The sequence below is a fragment of the Streptomyces durmitorensis genome (assembly GCF_023498005.1).
GTDB lineage: Bacteria > Actinomycetota > Actinomycetes > Streptomycetales > Streptomycetaceae > Streptomyces > Streptomyces durmitorensis.
The window spans coordinates 4,257,615-4,271,803 of record NZ_CP097289.1; the positions used below are offsets into that span (position 1 = coordinate 4,257,615).

The 14,189-nt window shown below is 68.9% G+C and carries 15 protein-coding genes; 9 read left to right on the top strand and 6 right to left on the bottom strand.

Annotated elements, in window-relative coordinates; all coding sequences use genetic code 11:
• Positions 1–364 precede the first annotated feature (364 nt).
• The 9 genes from M4V62_RS19030 (at position 365) to M4V62_RS19070 (ending at position 9,803) form a co-directional block, all read left to right on the top strand.
• Positions 365–2,437 carry a hypothetical protein gene (locus M4V62_RS19030; protein WP_249588447.1) on the top strand — a complete coding sequence of 691 codons (2,073 nt, stop codon included), beginning with the start codon at positions 365–367 and terminating at the stop codon, positions 2,435–2,437.
• Positions 2,427–3,854: a hypothetical protein gene (locus tag M4V62_RS19035; protein WP_249588448.1), complete on the top strand. Its 1,428-nt coding sequence runs from the start codon at positions 2,427–2,429 to the stop codon at positions 3,852–3,854. Before M4V62_RS19030 ends, M4V62_RS19035 begins: the two co-directional genes overlap by 11 nt.
• A gap of 147 nt (positions 3,855–4,001) precedes the next feature.
• Positions 4,002–4,343, top strand: a complete 342-nt coding sequence (locus M4V62_RS19040; RefSeq protein WP_249588449.1) for a hypothetical protein — start codon at positions 4,002–4,004, stop codon at positions 4,341–4,343.
• Entirely contained in the window at positions 4,340–5,692 is a 1,353-nt protein-coding gene (locus M4V62_RS19045) for a putative T7SS-secreted protein (protein ID WP_249588450.1), read from the top strand. The genes M4V62_RS19040 and M4V62_RS19045 overlap by 4 nt, the downstream gene beginning before the upstream one ends.
• Complete coding sequence (locus M4V62_RS19050; RefSeq protein ID WP_249588451.1) at positions 5,692–6,474, top strand: hypothetical protein; 783 nt, start codon at positions 5,692–5,694, stop codon at positions 6,472–6,474. The genes M4V62_RS19045 and M4V62_RS19050 overlap by 1 nt, the downstream gene beginning before the upstream one ends.
• The gene (locus tag M4V62_RS19055; RefSeq protein WP_249588452.1) at positions 6,471–7,166 is read left to right on the top strand and encodes a hypothetical protein; all 696 of its coding nucleotides are present in this window, start codon (positions 6,471–6,473) and stop codon (positions 7,164–7,166) included. The genes M4V62_RS19050 and M4V62_RS19055 overlap by 4 nt, the downstream gene beginning before the upstream one ends.
• Positions 7,163–7,858, top strand: a complete 696-nt coding sequence (locus tag M4V62_RS19060; protein ID WP_249588453.1) for a hypothetical protein — start codon at positions 7,163–7,165, stop codon at positions 7,856–7,858. Before M4V62_RS19055 ends, M4V62_RS19060 begins: the two co-directional genes overlap by 4 nt.
• A 191-nt stretch (positions 7,859–8,049) precedes the next feature.
• Positions 8,050–8,724 (top strand): hypothetical protein, encoded by a 675-nt coding sequence (locus M4V62_RS19065; RefSeq protein ID WP_249588454.1) that lies wholly within the window; start codon positions 8,050–8,052, stop codon positions 8,722–8,724.
• Positions 8,721–9,803, top strand: a complete 1,083-nt coding sequence (locus tag M4V62_RS19070) for a hypothetical protein (RefSeq protein WP_249588455.1) — start codon at positions 8,721–8,723, stop codon at positions 9,801–9,803. Before M4V62_RS19065 ends, M4V62_RS19070 begins: the two co-directional genes overlap by 4 nt.
• Positions 9,804–9,830: 27 nt before the next feature.
• Here the strand turns inward: M4V62_RS19070 and M4V62_RS19075 are convergent, their stop codons facing one another.
• From M4V62_RS19075 to M4V62_RS19100, 6 genes are all read right to left on the bottom strand, one after another.
• Entirely contained in the window at positions 9,831–10,391 is a 561-nt protein-coding gene (locus M4V62_RS19075) for a hypothetical protein (RefSeq protein WP_249588456.1), read from the bottom strand.
• 3 nt (positions 10,392–10,394) lie between these two features.
• Positions 10,395–11,045, bottom strand: coding sequence for a hypothetical protein (locus tag M4V62_RS19080; RefSeq protein WP_249588457.1), 651 nt, complete (start codon positions 11,043–11,045; stop codon positions 10,395–10,397).
• Positions 11,046–11,058: 13 nt separating this feature from the next.
• Positions 11,059–11,724 carry a hypothetical protein gene (locus tag M4V62_RS19085; protein WP_249588458.1) on the bottom strand — a complete coding sequence of 222 codons (666 nt, stop codon included), beginning with the start codon at positions 11,722–11,724 and terminating at the stop codon, positions 11,059–11,061.
• Between the two features lie 53 nt (positions 11,725–11,777).
• Positions 11,778–13,169 (bottom strand): hypothetical protein, encoded by a 1,392-nt coding sequence (locus tag M4V62_RS19090; protein WP_249588459.1) that lies wholly within the window; start codon positions 13,167–13,169, stop codon positions 11,778–11,780.
• Between the two features lie 3 nt (positions 13,170–13,172).
• Positions 13,173–13,445: a hypothetical protein gene (locus M4V62_RS19095; protein WP_249588460.1), complete on the bottom strand. Its 273-nt coding sequence runs from the start codon at positions 13,443–13,445 to the stop codon at positions 13,173–13,175.
• A gap of 169 nt (positions 13,446–13,614) precedes the next feature.
• Positions 13,615–13,917, bottom strand: coding sequence for a WXG100 family type VII secretion target (locus tag M4V62_RS19100; protein ID WP_249588461.1), 303 nt, complete (start codon positions 13,915–13,917; stop codon positions 13,615–13,617).
• Positions 13,918–14,189: the final 272 nt, after the last annotated feature.

The following is a 14,189-nucleotide window of genomic DNA, read 5'->3' on the forward strand; positions in this document are numbered from 1 at the left end:
TCGGCTGCCGGTGCACCCCTCGTCACCCGGCGCCCCTGCGGCGCATTCCGCATCGCGATTCGGGTGTCGGACCGGGTCAGCGCGTCCCGCGGCCTCTGCAATGGCTTGCGGGACATGGTCATGGGGCCGGGCGGAGGGGAGGCCAAGGGCCCTCCGACGCCCTGCTCTCCCGCACCGGCCCGTAACAGCACCCCCATGGAAACGCCTCCGTCGCGACAGTAAAGTGCGCCCAATGAGTTACGGGGTGGGACGGGTGAGCGTGATGGGGAACAGGGCCGACGGCGCGTGGGCGCAGGGTCCTCATCGCATACCTCGCGGCCATCGTGTACCCCGCGTCCGCCCCCGCGGCCGGCGCCGCCTCACCGTGCTCGCCACCCTTTGCTCCCTCCTCCTGCTCGGCTTCGGCGCGGCCGCCGCGCACCCCGCGAGCGCGAGCGCCACTGAGCCCGCCCCCACCCAACCCGCCGCCCTCGCCGACCTCCTGCGCGCCGACCCCGTCTACGTGACCGACCAGCTCCCCCGCGACATCCCCCGCTCCACCGCCCCGCAGTTCAAGAAGCTGGCCCAGCGGACCAAGGTGCCCACCTACGTCCTCGTACTGCCCGATCAGGGCGTCGGCGCTGACCGGCTGCTCGCGGCCGTGCATGACCGGCTGGGGCGGGACGGGCTGTATGTGCTCGTCGACGACATGGGCGTCGCGGAGGCCACCGCCTTCGGGGTGCGGGCGCCCGCCGATGACGCGTCGACTGTCGCGCTCTATGAACTTCCGTACGATGCAGGCCCGTTGCTCAGCTTCGAGCGGTTCACCGACGTCATCGCGCAGGGCAGCGAGAAGGCCGCCGAACGCGCGGAGGCCGCCCGCCAGGAGGACGCCGCCGCCCACGGGGAGGAGGAGAAGCTGCACATCGATCCCGTCGATCGCGACAACCAGTCGTTCGTGACCGGGATCGCGCTCAGCGGCGTACCACTCCTGGTCATCGGCCTCAGTCCGTACGTACGCCGGTGGTGGCGCCGTCGCGTGACGGGTGTCGGCGCCGCCCCCAAGGCGGCGGGCCCGCCCCGTCGCCTCACCGCGCGTCGCGTCGAGGCCGGGGCGGCCGTGCTCGTCGCCGGGGCGATCGCCCTCGGCGCCTCCCTCGTCTTCGGCCAGGAGACGGCCGACGCCGCGCCGCCACCCACCGCCACCGACCTGTCGAGCCGCGTCGATCGTGTCGCCGACGGGCTGCGGAAGGGCGGTCCCGGTCCCGTCTACAGCGATCCCGAGAGTCCGCACGTCCTCGACCCCGCGCAGAGGCGTGAACTCGGCGAGCGCATCGCGAAGTTCGACCGTGGGCCGGTTTTCGTCGCGCTCGTGCCGCAGCTCACCGAGGACGAGTCCGGGGGCGAGCCCGAGCTCTTCGTGGAGGCCGTGCGGCAGAAGATGGGCGCGAAGGGCGACCACGGCGTGTACGTCGTCGCCGATCCCCTCGGCGGCTCCATCGACGTCGTCACCTACGACGTACGCATCGACGCCAATCTCGTCGCCTTCGAACTGCCCGACTCCATCCGCTACGGCGATGACGACGACCGCTCCACCGACCACCGCCTCGGCGAGCGGCTCGACGACCTGATGACGTACCTCGACAAGGCGCCGCGCACCGACCGGCCCGAGACCTCCTCGCTCGGCATGGACGACGAGCCGGACCCCGTCGAGGAGAACGCGCTCTCCCCGCTCTTCTCCGGCGACTTCTGGCCGGGGCTCATGGTCGGCGCGGTCGCGGCAGCGCTCGTCTTCGGGATCGTCGCCGCGCTGCTCGGCATCCTGCGCCTCGCGGTGCCGGGCCTCCGACGGCCGCGTACGACGTCTTCTCCTTCCGCCACCACGTCTTCCGCCACCACGTCCTTCGAGGCTCCCCCGGACCCTTCCCACGACTATCTGCGCCGCACGGCGCGCGACGAACTCGACGCCCTGGCCCGGGAGTTCGATGCAGCGGACGAGCAGAGCGCGCTCGCGTCCGCCGTCCGCACCCGCGTCTGGGACTGCCTCGACACCGCTACGCTCCTCGCCGACCGCGACCCCGACGGGCACGTCGACGACGACGCCACACCCGCCGACCTCGCGGCCGCCGTCGTCCTCGCACGGGCGGGCCGCGGCGCGCTCGTCGGGGCCGACAAGACCTGCTGCGCGCTCAACCCGCTGCACGGCCCGGCCACGGGGTGGCGCGACGCCCGGTACGCGGCGGAGGACCAGCGCCTGCGCACCATTCCGGTGTGCGCGCAGTGCCGCGTCCTTGTCGCCGTGCAGCCCCGCCTCGCGCACACGCTCCGGCTGACCCTCCCGGGCGCGCGACGCGGTGAGCGCGTGCCGTACGAGGAGGCGCCGGGCCCGCTGCCCGCGGCTCGTGACGGGATCTCTCAACTCATCCGCCAGGTAAGGGAGTACGCCGGTGTCCAGTGACGTGAAGCGTGCCCTCGCGACAGCGGTGGTCGCCTTCGCGGCCCTCGTCGCGACGGCGCTGCCTGCGGCCGCACAGGCGCCCGGGGCTCCCGGAGCGCCCGCAGCGCCTGGAGCGCCTGGAGCGCCCGCAACCCCGAGTCCGGGCGAGAAGGTGGCCGACGCGCTGCGCACGTCACCCGTGTACGTCGACGCCGCGTACACCGACTCCGTGCCTCCCGCCCGACAGAAGCAGCTCGTACGGCAGATCGAGAGGACCGGACTGCCGATCAAGGTGGCCTTGGTGCCGATCGTGCAGGGCGACGCGTACGACGGTGAGGCCGACGCGTTCGCGGAGGTCGTGCACGACCGCATCGATCGCGCCGACCGCCGCGAACTCGTTCTCGTGACGGGCGGCGACAGGTGGACCGGTGATCTGCACGGCTTCGAGTGGCCTGGCGAGAAGCACCAGGCTCGCGACGCGGTGGGCGCGGTCGGCTTCCTTGACGAGATGAAGGACGCGGGGCTCGCGGATCAGACGGAGAAGGCGATCGAGCTGATCGCGGAGGGCGACGGCACGAAGCTGTACGAGGACGCCACGGAGCACCTGGGGGACGGTGACGGCGGGAGCGGGAGCGGCGGCCTCCCTCGCGAGGACGCCGACGGTGCGGGTGACGGCGGCTCCCCCTGGCTGCTGCCGGTCTCGGTGGCCGTCGCTCTCGCCCTGGCGGCCGGGGCTCTGCTCGCGTTCGTGGGCGTACGCCGCCGGAGGCGCGGCCGCCCCCAGCGCTACCCGAGCGCGACCGGCTCGCCCTTCGCCTTCCCCCAGGCGGTGTTCGCGGCGGCGCGTACCGCGGACGAGGCGGCGCTGCGTCGCCAGACCGAGGCGGAGGTCCTCGCACTGGGCGAGGCGGTCCAGTCCGCGGACACCTCAACTCCTGGCCTGCAAGGCGCACTTGACGCATACGCCGCAGCAGGCACCGTCCTCGACGCGGCGCGCGGCCTGCCGGACCTGGCGGGTGTGCTGGCCTTGGTGACGGAGGGCCGGGACGCGTTGGACCGGGACGCGCTGGACCGGGACGCGCTGGACGTCGAGGGCTCCACGGCACCGCCGCTTCCCCTCTGCTTCTTCAACCCCCTGCACGGCCGCGCCGACCTCCGCATCCGGTGGCGCCCCCTGGGGCGGCGCGAGCAGCTGCACGTCGCGGCATGCGAGGAGTGCGGGGCCGCGGTCCGCGCACGCCGGGCGCCGGAGGTGCTCACGGACGAGGGCCCCGAGGGGCGCAGGGTGCCGTACTTCGAGGTGCCGGGCGAGCGGAGCGTGTGGGCGGCCACGGGGTACGGGTCGCTGCTCCGGGACGCGGACGGCGAGAGCGAGGGGCTTGCGGCGCGGGTGGGGCGGGGGGACTTTTCGCGGGGGCGGGGGCGGGGGCGGGCGTGAGGTCTGCCCGTCCTCGGTCGGAGCGAGGCCGAGGTCGTCCTCGTCGGCAAGAGAGCCCGTCAACGCCTCGTCAATTCCACATCAGCCCGGCATCAAGGCCGCACTGAGCCCGCCCTGAACTCCACCCCCCCGTAGTCCACTTACGTCATGAGTGACCTCTACATCGACTACGCCATGCTGGAGCGGACCCAGCGCGACATCGGGAACATCTCCGACGTCATGAAGAAGCCGTGCCGCGAGATGGAAGAAGTCGACGGCGCCTCGATGGGGGTCCCGAAGCTGGCCAGGCGCATGGACGACTTCGGTGACGAATGGTCCTACGGGATCAAGGAGTTGGCGAAGTTCTCAAAGTCCGCGTCGAAGGCTCTCGGCAAGATCAAGAAGAGCTTCGACGATCTGGACGAACAGATCGAGACCGAACTCCGCAAGAAGCCCGAAGGCAACGCCGCGCCCCAGGGCGCGACCCCCACGCGGGCCAAGGCCGCGTGAGCGGCAGCCCGCAGCCGCCGTGGCTGCGCCCCGATCCCGCCGCCGACGCCCGTTTCCCCGCGATCGGCTACTGCCCCTGCCCCGGCGATCTGCCGACCGCCATCGACGTCGCCGGCATCGTGCGCCGCACGGCCGACGCCCTGCGCGACATGGCCCACGTACTGAACGGCACGGGCCGCGGCGACTGGCGCGGCAAGGCGGCGGAGGCCTTTCGGGAGCAGTTCCACGACAACTTCCGGCCCAGGGTCGACGACGCCCGCGACTCCTTCACCGACGCCGCCAAGGCCCTGGAGGACTGGTCGGCGTACATGAAGAGCAAGCAGGCGTACGCCGAGCAGCTGGAGGACGAGGCCCAGCGCGCCAAGGAGCGCGCGGGCGCCGCTCAGAAGGCCCTCGACGGACTGCCGCCGAAGCCTGGCCTGCTGGACGTCGCCAAGGACAAGTCCCATGAGGGCAAGGCCAGAAGGGAGCGGCAGGAGGCGGACCGCAGCGAGAAGGAGAAGGCGGCGCACTCGGCCAACGCCGACCTCGAGGAGATCCGCGGGCGCGCCGAGCGGCTGCGGCAGAGCTATACGGATGAGGGCGAGGCCGTCGCCGGGCGGCTGAAGCACGCGATGGACAGGGCGCCGAACGAACCGGGGTTCTGGGACAGGATCGGCGATGCGATCGGAGGGCTGGCCGACGCGATCGATGAGATCGGAGATGCCATCCTCGATGACATCAAGGCGGCGCTGAAGGAGCTCGCGCCGCTCTTGAAGGTGCTGGGTGACATCGCGGGCTTCGCCAGTACGGTGCTCGGGCTGCTGTCCCTGATACCCGGCCTCCAGTTCCTCGCGCTGCCCGCGCTCATCCTGGGCGGCGTCGCGCTGGCCAGCCACTATCTGTCGGCTGTCGGCACCACTGGCAGCTTCATGAAGGCGCTCACCGATCCCACGGTCATCATCGACGCGGTCACGCTGGCCTTCGGTGGCGCGGCCTTCGCGACCGGTCTCAAGCTCACGAAGATGGCGGGCGCGGCCGGAAGCTACCCGAAGATCGCGGCCCAGACGATGAAGATCGGCGGGGGCGGACTGCCCAAGGTGCCCGGCTACTTCCGATTCGCGAGCGGGATGGGACAGGGCGGCCTGCACACACCGGAGTTCTCCTTCCAGGGAGCCCGTTTCCTGATGACGAACGGCGGCAACTTCATGGGCCTTGTGCCGGGCGGCGGTGCCGTGGCGATCAACGACATCGCGCACGCCAGGAAGCCCGACCTCTTCACCATGCCGAAACTGCCCGACCTGGACCTGGGCCGGTTACCGACACCGACCGGTCCGTTCGTCCCGCCCCAGAACCGGAGCACGAACTGATGCCCGCGCCGACGTCCACCTCAGCACGGCAGACGCCGGACACCGGCACCGTCCGCCTCTTCGCACCGGACGACTGGTTCGACCTGGCGGCCGACATCGACGAGGAGGCCGCCCACGCCCGCTGCACCGACCTCATAGACCGCAGCTATCCGCATCGCGAGCCGGGTCTGCGCGCCGACTTCACGGCCGCGCTCATGGCCTGGCGGCAGGCGCTCCGGGAACAGGGGGTGATCATGTACGGCCTGGTCACCGTCCCGGATTCGGAGGCAGGGCCTGCGGTCTGGCAGATCATGGCCACGGTGGTCGAGGTGCCGAGAGTGGGCAACGACCTGGACCTGGGCGAGGTCGTATCGCGGCTGCTGGGTCAGGAGTTGACCGGACGGCTCGTGTACACAGAGGCGTATCCGACACGGATGGGGGTCGGTCTGGGAGTGATCTCGCAGCCTTCGATGTCCCCGGACGGCGAGCTGGCACTGTTCCCCCACCCGGACCTCGGGGGCGACGACAGCCACATCGGTTTGGCGCTCTCGCTCTCCTGCCCGCCCAGCGGTGGACGCGGGCTGCTGGTCGTGGGCAACTGCCTGGAGTCCGAGCAGGTGGTTGCGCTGGCGGGGGTGGTCGCGCTGATCGGGGGCAACTCGACGTTCGACGACGAAGGGCCGTCCGGAAACGAGGCATCGGGGCACGACGGACCATCGGAGCACCACGGACCATCGGAGCACGACGGACCACCGGAGCGCCACGGACCATCGGAGCACGGCAGGCAAGAGGCCCTCAAATGACCGGCACCGGCGGATCGAGCGACGCCGACCACCCACCCTTCGCGGCGCACACCCTCAGCAGCCGCCTCACCGGCATCGAGTACCGGCTCTCGCCCGCCGCCCTGACGTTCCGGGCGCTGGCCCTCGGCCTGCTGGCATGCGCACTGCCGCTCGTCGCGCGTCTTCTGTTCACGCACGTACGCAGGGACGGCGTCGTGGCGTACGTCGTCATGGCAGTGGTCCTGAGCTACCTCCTCATCCTGCTCACCGAGGTCAACTACTTCGGCCGGGCTTGGTACTTCACGCTCCTGTACGCGGCCTCGGCCATCGCCCTGTGCCTGTTCTCCTGGACCGGCCACACCGCCGACGTCCTGGACGCACGGGGCCGCTCGACCGAGGTGACGGTGACCGGCGTGACGCAGCGCCCGAAACACGACGCGACCTGCAAACTGAGTCGCGCGGACGGCACTGTCCTGCCCCAGCACCTGCGGGACGGATGCTCGGACCTGCGCCGCGGCGCCACCCTCACCGTCATCGAGGACCCGGAGGGCGAGGTGGGCCCGCAGACATCGGCACCCAGTACATCCGGCACCTACGCGGCGTCCGGCATCGCGGGAGTGATCCTGGTCGGCGCCGTGACCTGGGCGGGCTCGGCGGGCTCGGCGGGACTGCGCTCGGGCCGCCGGACGCGGGAAGGGTTCGGACGGATGTGAGGGAGGACCCGGACCGCGGGGAGCCGGCGGGGCTGGACACCCGACGCCCGCCCACGTGGCTCGCGCGCGCCTTCCGCGGACCACACCCCCGCCGCCTCTACGCCGTCACGACCACCATCGCGCTGCTGGTCGCCGCCATGACCTCCACGATCATCAGCCGCTGGCTCCTCCTGCCCGGCCTGGCTCTCTCGCTGGGCCTGCTCTGGTTCATCGCCGTGGCGACGGACCAGCGGCGGCTGCCCCTGACGGTCTTCATCCTCGCGACGGCCGCGCTGGTCCTCTTCGCCCTCTTCCTCGTCCAGGACGAGGTCTTGGAGGACCGTGGTCGCAAGGTCGGCGGGGTCGTCATCGCCACGGCTCAGGAGGGCGACCGGACCACGTGCGAGGTGCGCTACGACGACGGCCGCGTGGCGGAGGGCCCTTTCGGCGGCTGCAGAGGCGCTGCCACGGGCGAACACATCAGCCTCTACGTGGACCCCAAGGGCGAGGTCGACCCCAGCAATACAGCGCCCGACGCCACGCTCTGGCTCCTGTCCATCATGGCGACTGCGTCGGTGTCCTGCGCGGCCGTGACATGGGCGGCAGTGATCGGCGTACGCCGTGAACACGATTGCCTGTCAAGGGAGTTGGCTGCCGCTCCCGCACCTGTCACGCCACCGCCCCCGCCATCACCCCCGCCTGGTCGCCTCTGAACGCGCAACCGATGCACCCCGGCGGCCACAAGGCAGCCGGGGCCTCTGCTGGGGCACACCCCCGCGTCACGACACGATGACGGTCCGCCGAAAACAGGCGACTTGCGCCGATATCAAACCTGGCGGAACCAACAACCCCACGGATAGCGTCAGCCTGCTGGAGACACCCCTCGCCCCACCGGGAGCCGACCGTGAATCGCCGCACCATGCCCGTCACCGCCGCGCTCGCCGCGACCGCTGCCCTGCTCCTGACGGCGTGCGGCAGCGGAGACGACGGCAAGTCCAAGGACAACGACAAGATCGCCGGCGCCGATCAGGGGGCCGCCAAGCCGAAGAAGTCGCCCGACGCGTCGGGCGCCCCGGCGGACGACAAGCCGGACGGCGTCGACCTGACGCTGCCCAAGGACATGGACCTCGTCTTCGACTGGGACAAGCCGAAGAACAAGAACGAGGCGGCCGCGATGGACGACGCCGCCAACTTCTTCCGCGCCATCTACCGCGGCGTCGACAAGCGCACGGCCAAGGACCCGGCCGTCATCACTTACGCCACGGGCGAGGGACTGCGCTACGCGAAGACCCAGATCGACGGTCGGGTCGACGGCGGCTGGACCGCCACCGGCACCCGGCGCCACTACCAAGCCACCACACGGTCCACCGCGAACGGCAAGTCGGCAGAGGTCACGACCTGCGTGGACTCCAGCAAGTTCTACGGCAAAGAGGTCAAGACCGGAAAGATCCAGAAGACGAAGCCCAGCATCGGGGACTTCGATCACTTCAGGATCATCATGGTCAAGTCCCCCACGGGCAAGGGCCCGTGGCAGGCATCCAAGGTGTTCGTCGAGACGAAGGCGGAGAAGTGCCAGTGAACAGGTCACGAAGTAAGGCACTCAGCACCGGCACAGCGGCTCTGACGCTTGTTCTCAGCACCCTCGTCCTTGCTGATTCCGCCTACGCGGGCGAGCCCGAGAAGAACGACAAGGGAGCCAGCACCGAGGAACAGGGCGGCAGCGACAAGACCGGCATCTACGCCGCCGCCAAGGTCCAGTACTCAGGGGCCGTCACCAAGAACGGCGGCAGCGGAAACGTCTCTTCCGCGGACGTCAACTGGGACCCGCCGCCCTGCTGGTACGCCCCGTACCTCGGTGCCAAGGACTTCAAGAAGAAGATGTCCGCCGACATCGAGGACCAGCTGGACACCCCCGGCCTGGGTTCGGGGGGAACCGCCCTGGGCCAGCTCAAGCGCCACTACGAGGACGACTACGGCTGGACCGACACCCCCGGCTACAAGGACTACAACGTCGACAAGGACGGCGAGGGGATGTTCTGGGCAGGTGTCGAGAACCCCAACGAGCCGGACGCTCTCAAGCGGATGTCGTGCAGCGACATCCCCTTCTGGGTCGACAACGGCGAGCCCGCGCCGCCCCAGTACGAAGAGGCCATCACGCCGGAGATCCTCGCGGCGCTCGCCTACCAGCACATGGAGCTGCCCGGCACCAAGGTCACCCTCGCGCCCGAGGCCGTCACCAAGGTGAACCTGCCTACGTGGGCCTGGCTCGACAAGGCCGTCTTCGACGACGTGAAGGCGACGGCGGCCATCAACGTCCCCGGCTTCAACCTCGAGGCGACCACGACCGCCACCCCCAAGTCCCTCACCCTTGACCCCGGCGCGAAGGACGCCACCACCATCCCCGCCAACGGTGAATGCCCCATCGCCGACGGCAAGATCGGTGAGCCCTACGCCAAGGGCAAGTCCAAGGAGACCCCGCCCTGCGGCATCACGTACCGCCGCTCGTCCGGCGGCAAGACGTACCCGCTCAAGGCCTCCCTCACCTGGGAGATCAGCTGGACGGGCACGGGCCAGGCAGGGGCGGTCGGCATGCCCGACGGCACGATCGAGGCCGTCCAGGACATCACGGTCGAGGAAGTGCAGTCCATCAACCGCTGACCGGCCGGGGGCGCCGAGGGCACCCGCCTAACGCGCCTCCCGGCGGCTCTTCCCCTTGCCCTTCTTCCGCAGCTTGCGCAGCCGTGTCTGCTGTGCCGCACGGCGTTGTTCCTCTCGGGCGGCGCTGACGCGGTAGACGGTCCAACCCAGGACTGCGGTGGTGATGGCGTAGGCGAGGAGAGCCGGGAACGCGCCGTCGATCTCCCGGCAAGTCGGCGACGACGAGCTGCAGTTGCGGCCCGGGAGTGCCGAGAGGACGTACAGCGTCAGGAGAAGCGGCACGGCCCAGCACACTGATGTGGCCGTGCGCCGAGCGATGCGGCGCCGTGTCATCGTGCCCTGGAGTGCGGCGGATGCCCGCAGACCTCCATACGTTCCGGCGACCGCCACCACCCCGGCCATGATCCCGAAAGCCCATGCGCCGCCCGGCCAGTCCGCAATCAGGTTCGGGGACTCGCGGATCACCGTGCGCCAGGCGCCCTTCACCCAGAAGAATCCGACAGCCAGGGCAAGCAGTACCAGTACGAAGGCCGCGATGCCGAAGCCATCGCGGGTCCGGGAGCGGGAGGTGCCGTCCGTGTGTGTCATCGGTCAGTCCCAGTGCAGCGTTCCGGCAACCACGTCGAACAGCTCCACCAACTGGTCCGCGAGCGCGTCCATGGGAGTGGAGAAGTTCAGGAGTAGCCAGCTCTTGGTCGCGGGGATCGGGACGTAGTACGTGAGGAGGGTGTTCGGGAGCGTGTTGCCGAGCTGGGACGAGGGGTCCGAGGACTCCCTGCGGCGCTGGCGTACGGCCTTGCCCGCGACCGCCAGCGTCACCACGTCCAGCTCTGCGCGGGTCTCGTCGGACTGGTCGGGCTTGTCGGAGTTCTCGGAACGGACATCACTCTTGGACGCCAAGTGCTCCGCCAGTTCATGCACGTCCGAGATCCTCGGCCACTCCTCGGGTCCCGGAATGCTGATGAGGAGCGAGGAGGACAGCGGGAGCTGACCGACCGTCAGGGTCGAGATGTAGAGCTCCGTGCCGCCGATGGTGTAGGCATCCTTGGCCTTGCGCTGCAGTTCCCGCATGAACTGCTTCTTGATGTGCGGGGCGTTGTCCACGCCGCGGAACTGCTGGTCCGCGAGCGCCACGATGCCGCGGTCACGGTCCTCGGGGTTGAGCGGCAGCTGGAACCAGCCGTCGGGGACGATGACGTTGTAGTCGGAGGGCGGCGAAGTGAATTCGCTGGCATTCTTCATCGGTTTCTCGAACTCACTCAAGGCTGGGCGGCGTCGGGGCGATGTCGTTCCCGTCCTCGTCCACGAGGTTCAGGCTCAGCGACGGGAGGAGTTCGTCCACACGCTGCGAGTTCTCCTCCGTCAGCTGGATCTTCTCCCACGTCGCCGTGACGACGACGAGGCTCTGCATGTCGGGGGGAAATACCGCGTACTTCACGAATTCGGTCAGACGACGCCCGAGGCCGAACATTCGCTTGATCTTCAGCGTGGCCTGGACGCGCATCGCGGGGCCGGCCGACAGCTCAAGCCGTGTGACCTCCGGCTCCCCGATCACCTCGCCGTTCTCCCACTCCAGGAGTAGTGGCAGGACCTCGTCCGCCGAGGGACGCGGCACGCCCTCGTCGCCGTACGAGTCGATGACGAGGTCCACCAGGGCCTCGCCACTCTCGGCGTAGTACGCAGCCGCGAGCGCCGGGACGTCCTCGTTGAGGTTGAACGCCCGGTCGGCCATGTCGTCGAAGACCGCGCTCTTCTCGATCTCAAGCGACAGCGGGTTGAGGCGATTGACCGTCTCAGTCGCCAGCGCCTTGGCCTCGGCCTTCGAGCCGTCGCGCAGCGTCAGATCGACCCAGCCCGGCGTGAGGTCGAGTCGGACGGCGAAGCCCTCGGAGAGCGGCGGGACGTCGTCGGGTGTGTTCACTGCGTTCCTTCTCTGCCGGGTTTGCCGAGGATCTTCTGCGGGCCCGTGAGGGCTCAGGCCACGAGCGGGTTGAGGTTACCGTCCAGGCCGAGGCCACCCAACGTAATGCCCGCTCCGACGACCGACATACGTGACGCCGTCTTGGAGATCTGATTCACGGCGTTCGCGTCCAGATTGCCGAGTCGGGCCGCGCTTGACTTGATCGACTGCAGGTTGGAGGCGACACCGGGGTCGGCCATGGAGAACGACTTTCCGATGCCCTTGAAGGCGCTTCCGCCGCCACGCTCCGCAAGTTCGTTCCGGGCGGCTGCGAAGTTCCCGCTGCCCGGCTTGAGAGTGCCGAGATTCTTGCCCCAGGCTGCCTTCGAGAAGGGCTCGGTGAAGGGCTCCTTGAGGGATTTCCAACCCTCGCCCTTCTCCAGCTTGAACTTCTTGCCCGAGAGCCTCCGCATGTTCTTGGTGGCCCTGTTCACCTGCCGGACGGTCTTCGCGTTCCCTGCCCGGTTCATCTTCCCAAGTGCCGTCTTGGCGAACTTCCCCGCCACCTTCGAGAAGGCCTTGCCCACGCCCATCAGCAAGAATCCGACTGCCGCCAGCCCCACGTCCATCCAGTCGGCATTGCCCTGGAAGACTTGGATGATGGTGCAAATGGTGGTGATCAGCGTGGCGATCATGGCGATCGCGCCGAGCACTCCCGCCAACGCCTGTCCGATGACCGGAATCCAGCCGACCACAAGAGAGAGGATTCCACAGACGGTGGAGATCAACTCCGTCACGGACTTGATGTCGTCAACAAGGCTCTCCCAGAACCCGTCCTTCAGGGAGTCGTCAGCGATGACGTCCTCGATCGAGTCACGGGCGCGCTTCGCCGCGTCGTCACGGACCTTCTTCGCCTGCTCGATCTTCTGCCTGGCGGCCTCGATCTCGTCGCCGGCGGTGTCCCGCGCCTCTTCGAGCTTCTTCTTGTCGTCCTTGGCGTCTTTGTCGTCCTTGCCCTTGCCGCCCTTGTCCGAAAGGGCGTCCAGGCTCTTCTGGTTGGTGCTCTTGCGCTCGTCCGCGTCCTGCGCCTCCTTGAGCGCGAGGTCCGCCATCTCCTGGGCGCGGTTCAGGTCGGAGGCGTAGTTCTTCGGCTTGGCGTGCAGTTTGTCGTCGAACCTGCCACCCACCTCCGTCACTTCACTGCCGAAGGCGTCCGCCGCCGTGTCATAGCGCTTGAAGGCGGCTTCCAGCTTCTTGACGTTGCCCTGCGCCTTTTCGCGGAACTCCTTGCCCGCCTTGCTGTCCCAGGCCTCCACATCGGAGACCGCCTTGATGTTCTTGATCTGCCGTTCGAGCTCATCGGCGGTCTTACGGAGCTTCTTCCCCAGGTTCGCGACCCGGTCGGCGTCACCGGGAACGGGATCGTTGTCCGCGACCGGGTGCCAATCGCGTGGGCGTCCGGCCATGGGTCAGCCCTTCTTCTTCGACTTGGGGTCCTGCGCACCACGGATCGCCTCGGCCAGCTGGTGGTCGATGTCCTCGTACGCTTCCGCTGCGGCCTTGGCGATCTGCGCAAGGGCGTCGACCTCGTCTGTCAGCCGTTTGCGGCTCAGCTTCCAGTTGTCCGCGAAATCACTGAACTTGTCGGCGAGGTCGCCGTTTCCGAAGTCATCCTCGTACTGGCCGCCGAGATCCTCGAGGCCGTCGAAGGCCTTCTTCACGTTGTTGAGTCCGGTACCCATGCCCTTGATCACGTCAAGGTCCAACTTGGCCCGGTCACCACCGCCACCCACAGTTCCCCCATGGCATTCACGCAATTCATACATCTGCTACTGAAATGCGACCGGTGCGACGGTCCGCCGGGAGGGGCGGTCCGTCGCACCGGTTTGGTTCACCAGATCGAGGGCGTGACTACTTGCCCTTGACGCCCCTCGCGAGGTCGTCGTCCAGGTCCTCGTACGCCTTCGCGGCGCTGGTCAGGAACTTGCCCATGCCCGTGAGGCCCTCGATGGTGTCCTTGGCGCCCTTCTTGAACTCCTTGAAGGAGTCCTCGAAGGCCTGCGAACCCTTGCGAGTCGTGTAGCCGTTCTTCACCAGGTTCTCGATGAAGCGCTCAAGAGCGTCGAGCTTCTCATCGATCTTGTCCTTGGCGTCGTTCAGCTTGCCCGCCGCGGTCCGCATCTCCTCATATGTGATATCGGCGTCTTTGGCCATGTGGCTTCACATCCAATCCAACTCGCCGCAGGGCCATCCCCCTTGGCTCCTCAGTGCGGGCCGCTCGAAGGCCGTGTGGCCACTCGTACGATCTTCCGCTCTTGAGTCAGCAGCTTACGGGTGGGGCAGAAGTGAGCACACCCCGGTTGAGTCACAGCTCTGCTATGAGCTGGTGCACAGCCCGTTGCCTGCGGGAAGGGTGGAGCGGCTATCGTCACAGGAACTGTGGACAGCCTCACAGGCACTGTGGACCAGCCCATGTGACCGCGTTC

Coding starts and splice junctions, on each gene's coding strand:
- M4V62_RS19040 (WP_249588449.1), top strand. CDS start 4,002: ATGAGTGACCTCTACATCGACTACGCCATGCTGGAGCGGACCCAGCGC.
- M4V62_RS19050 (WP_249588451.1), top strand. CDS start 5,692: ATGCCCGCGCCGACGTCCACCTCAGCACGGCAGACGCCGGACACCGGC.
- M4V62_RS19055 (WP_249588452.1), top strand. CDS start 6,471: ATGACCGGCACCGGCGGATCGAGCGACGCCGACCACCCACCCTTCGCG.
- M4V62_RS19075 (WP_249588456.1), bottom strand. CDS start 10,391: ATGACACACACGGACGGCACCTCCCGCTCCCGGACCCGCGATGGCTTC.
- M4V62_RS19080 (WP_249588457.1), bottom strand. CDS start 11,045: ATGAAGAATGCCAGCGAATTCACTTCGCCGCCCTCCGACTACAACGTC.
- M4V62_RS19090 (WP_249588459.1), bottom strand. CDS start 13,169: ATGGCCGGACGCCCACGCGATTGGCACCCGGTCGCGGACAACGATCCC.
- M4V62_RS19095 (WP_249588460.1), bottom strand. CDS start 13,445: ATGGGTACCGGACTCAACAACGTGAAGAAGGCCTTCGACGGCCTCGAG.
- M4V62_RS19100 (WP_249588461.1), bottom strand. CDS start 13,917: ATGGCCAAAGACGCCGATATCACATATGAGGAGATGCGGACCGCGGCG.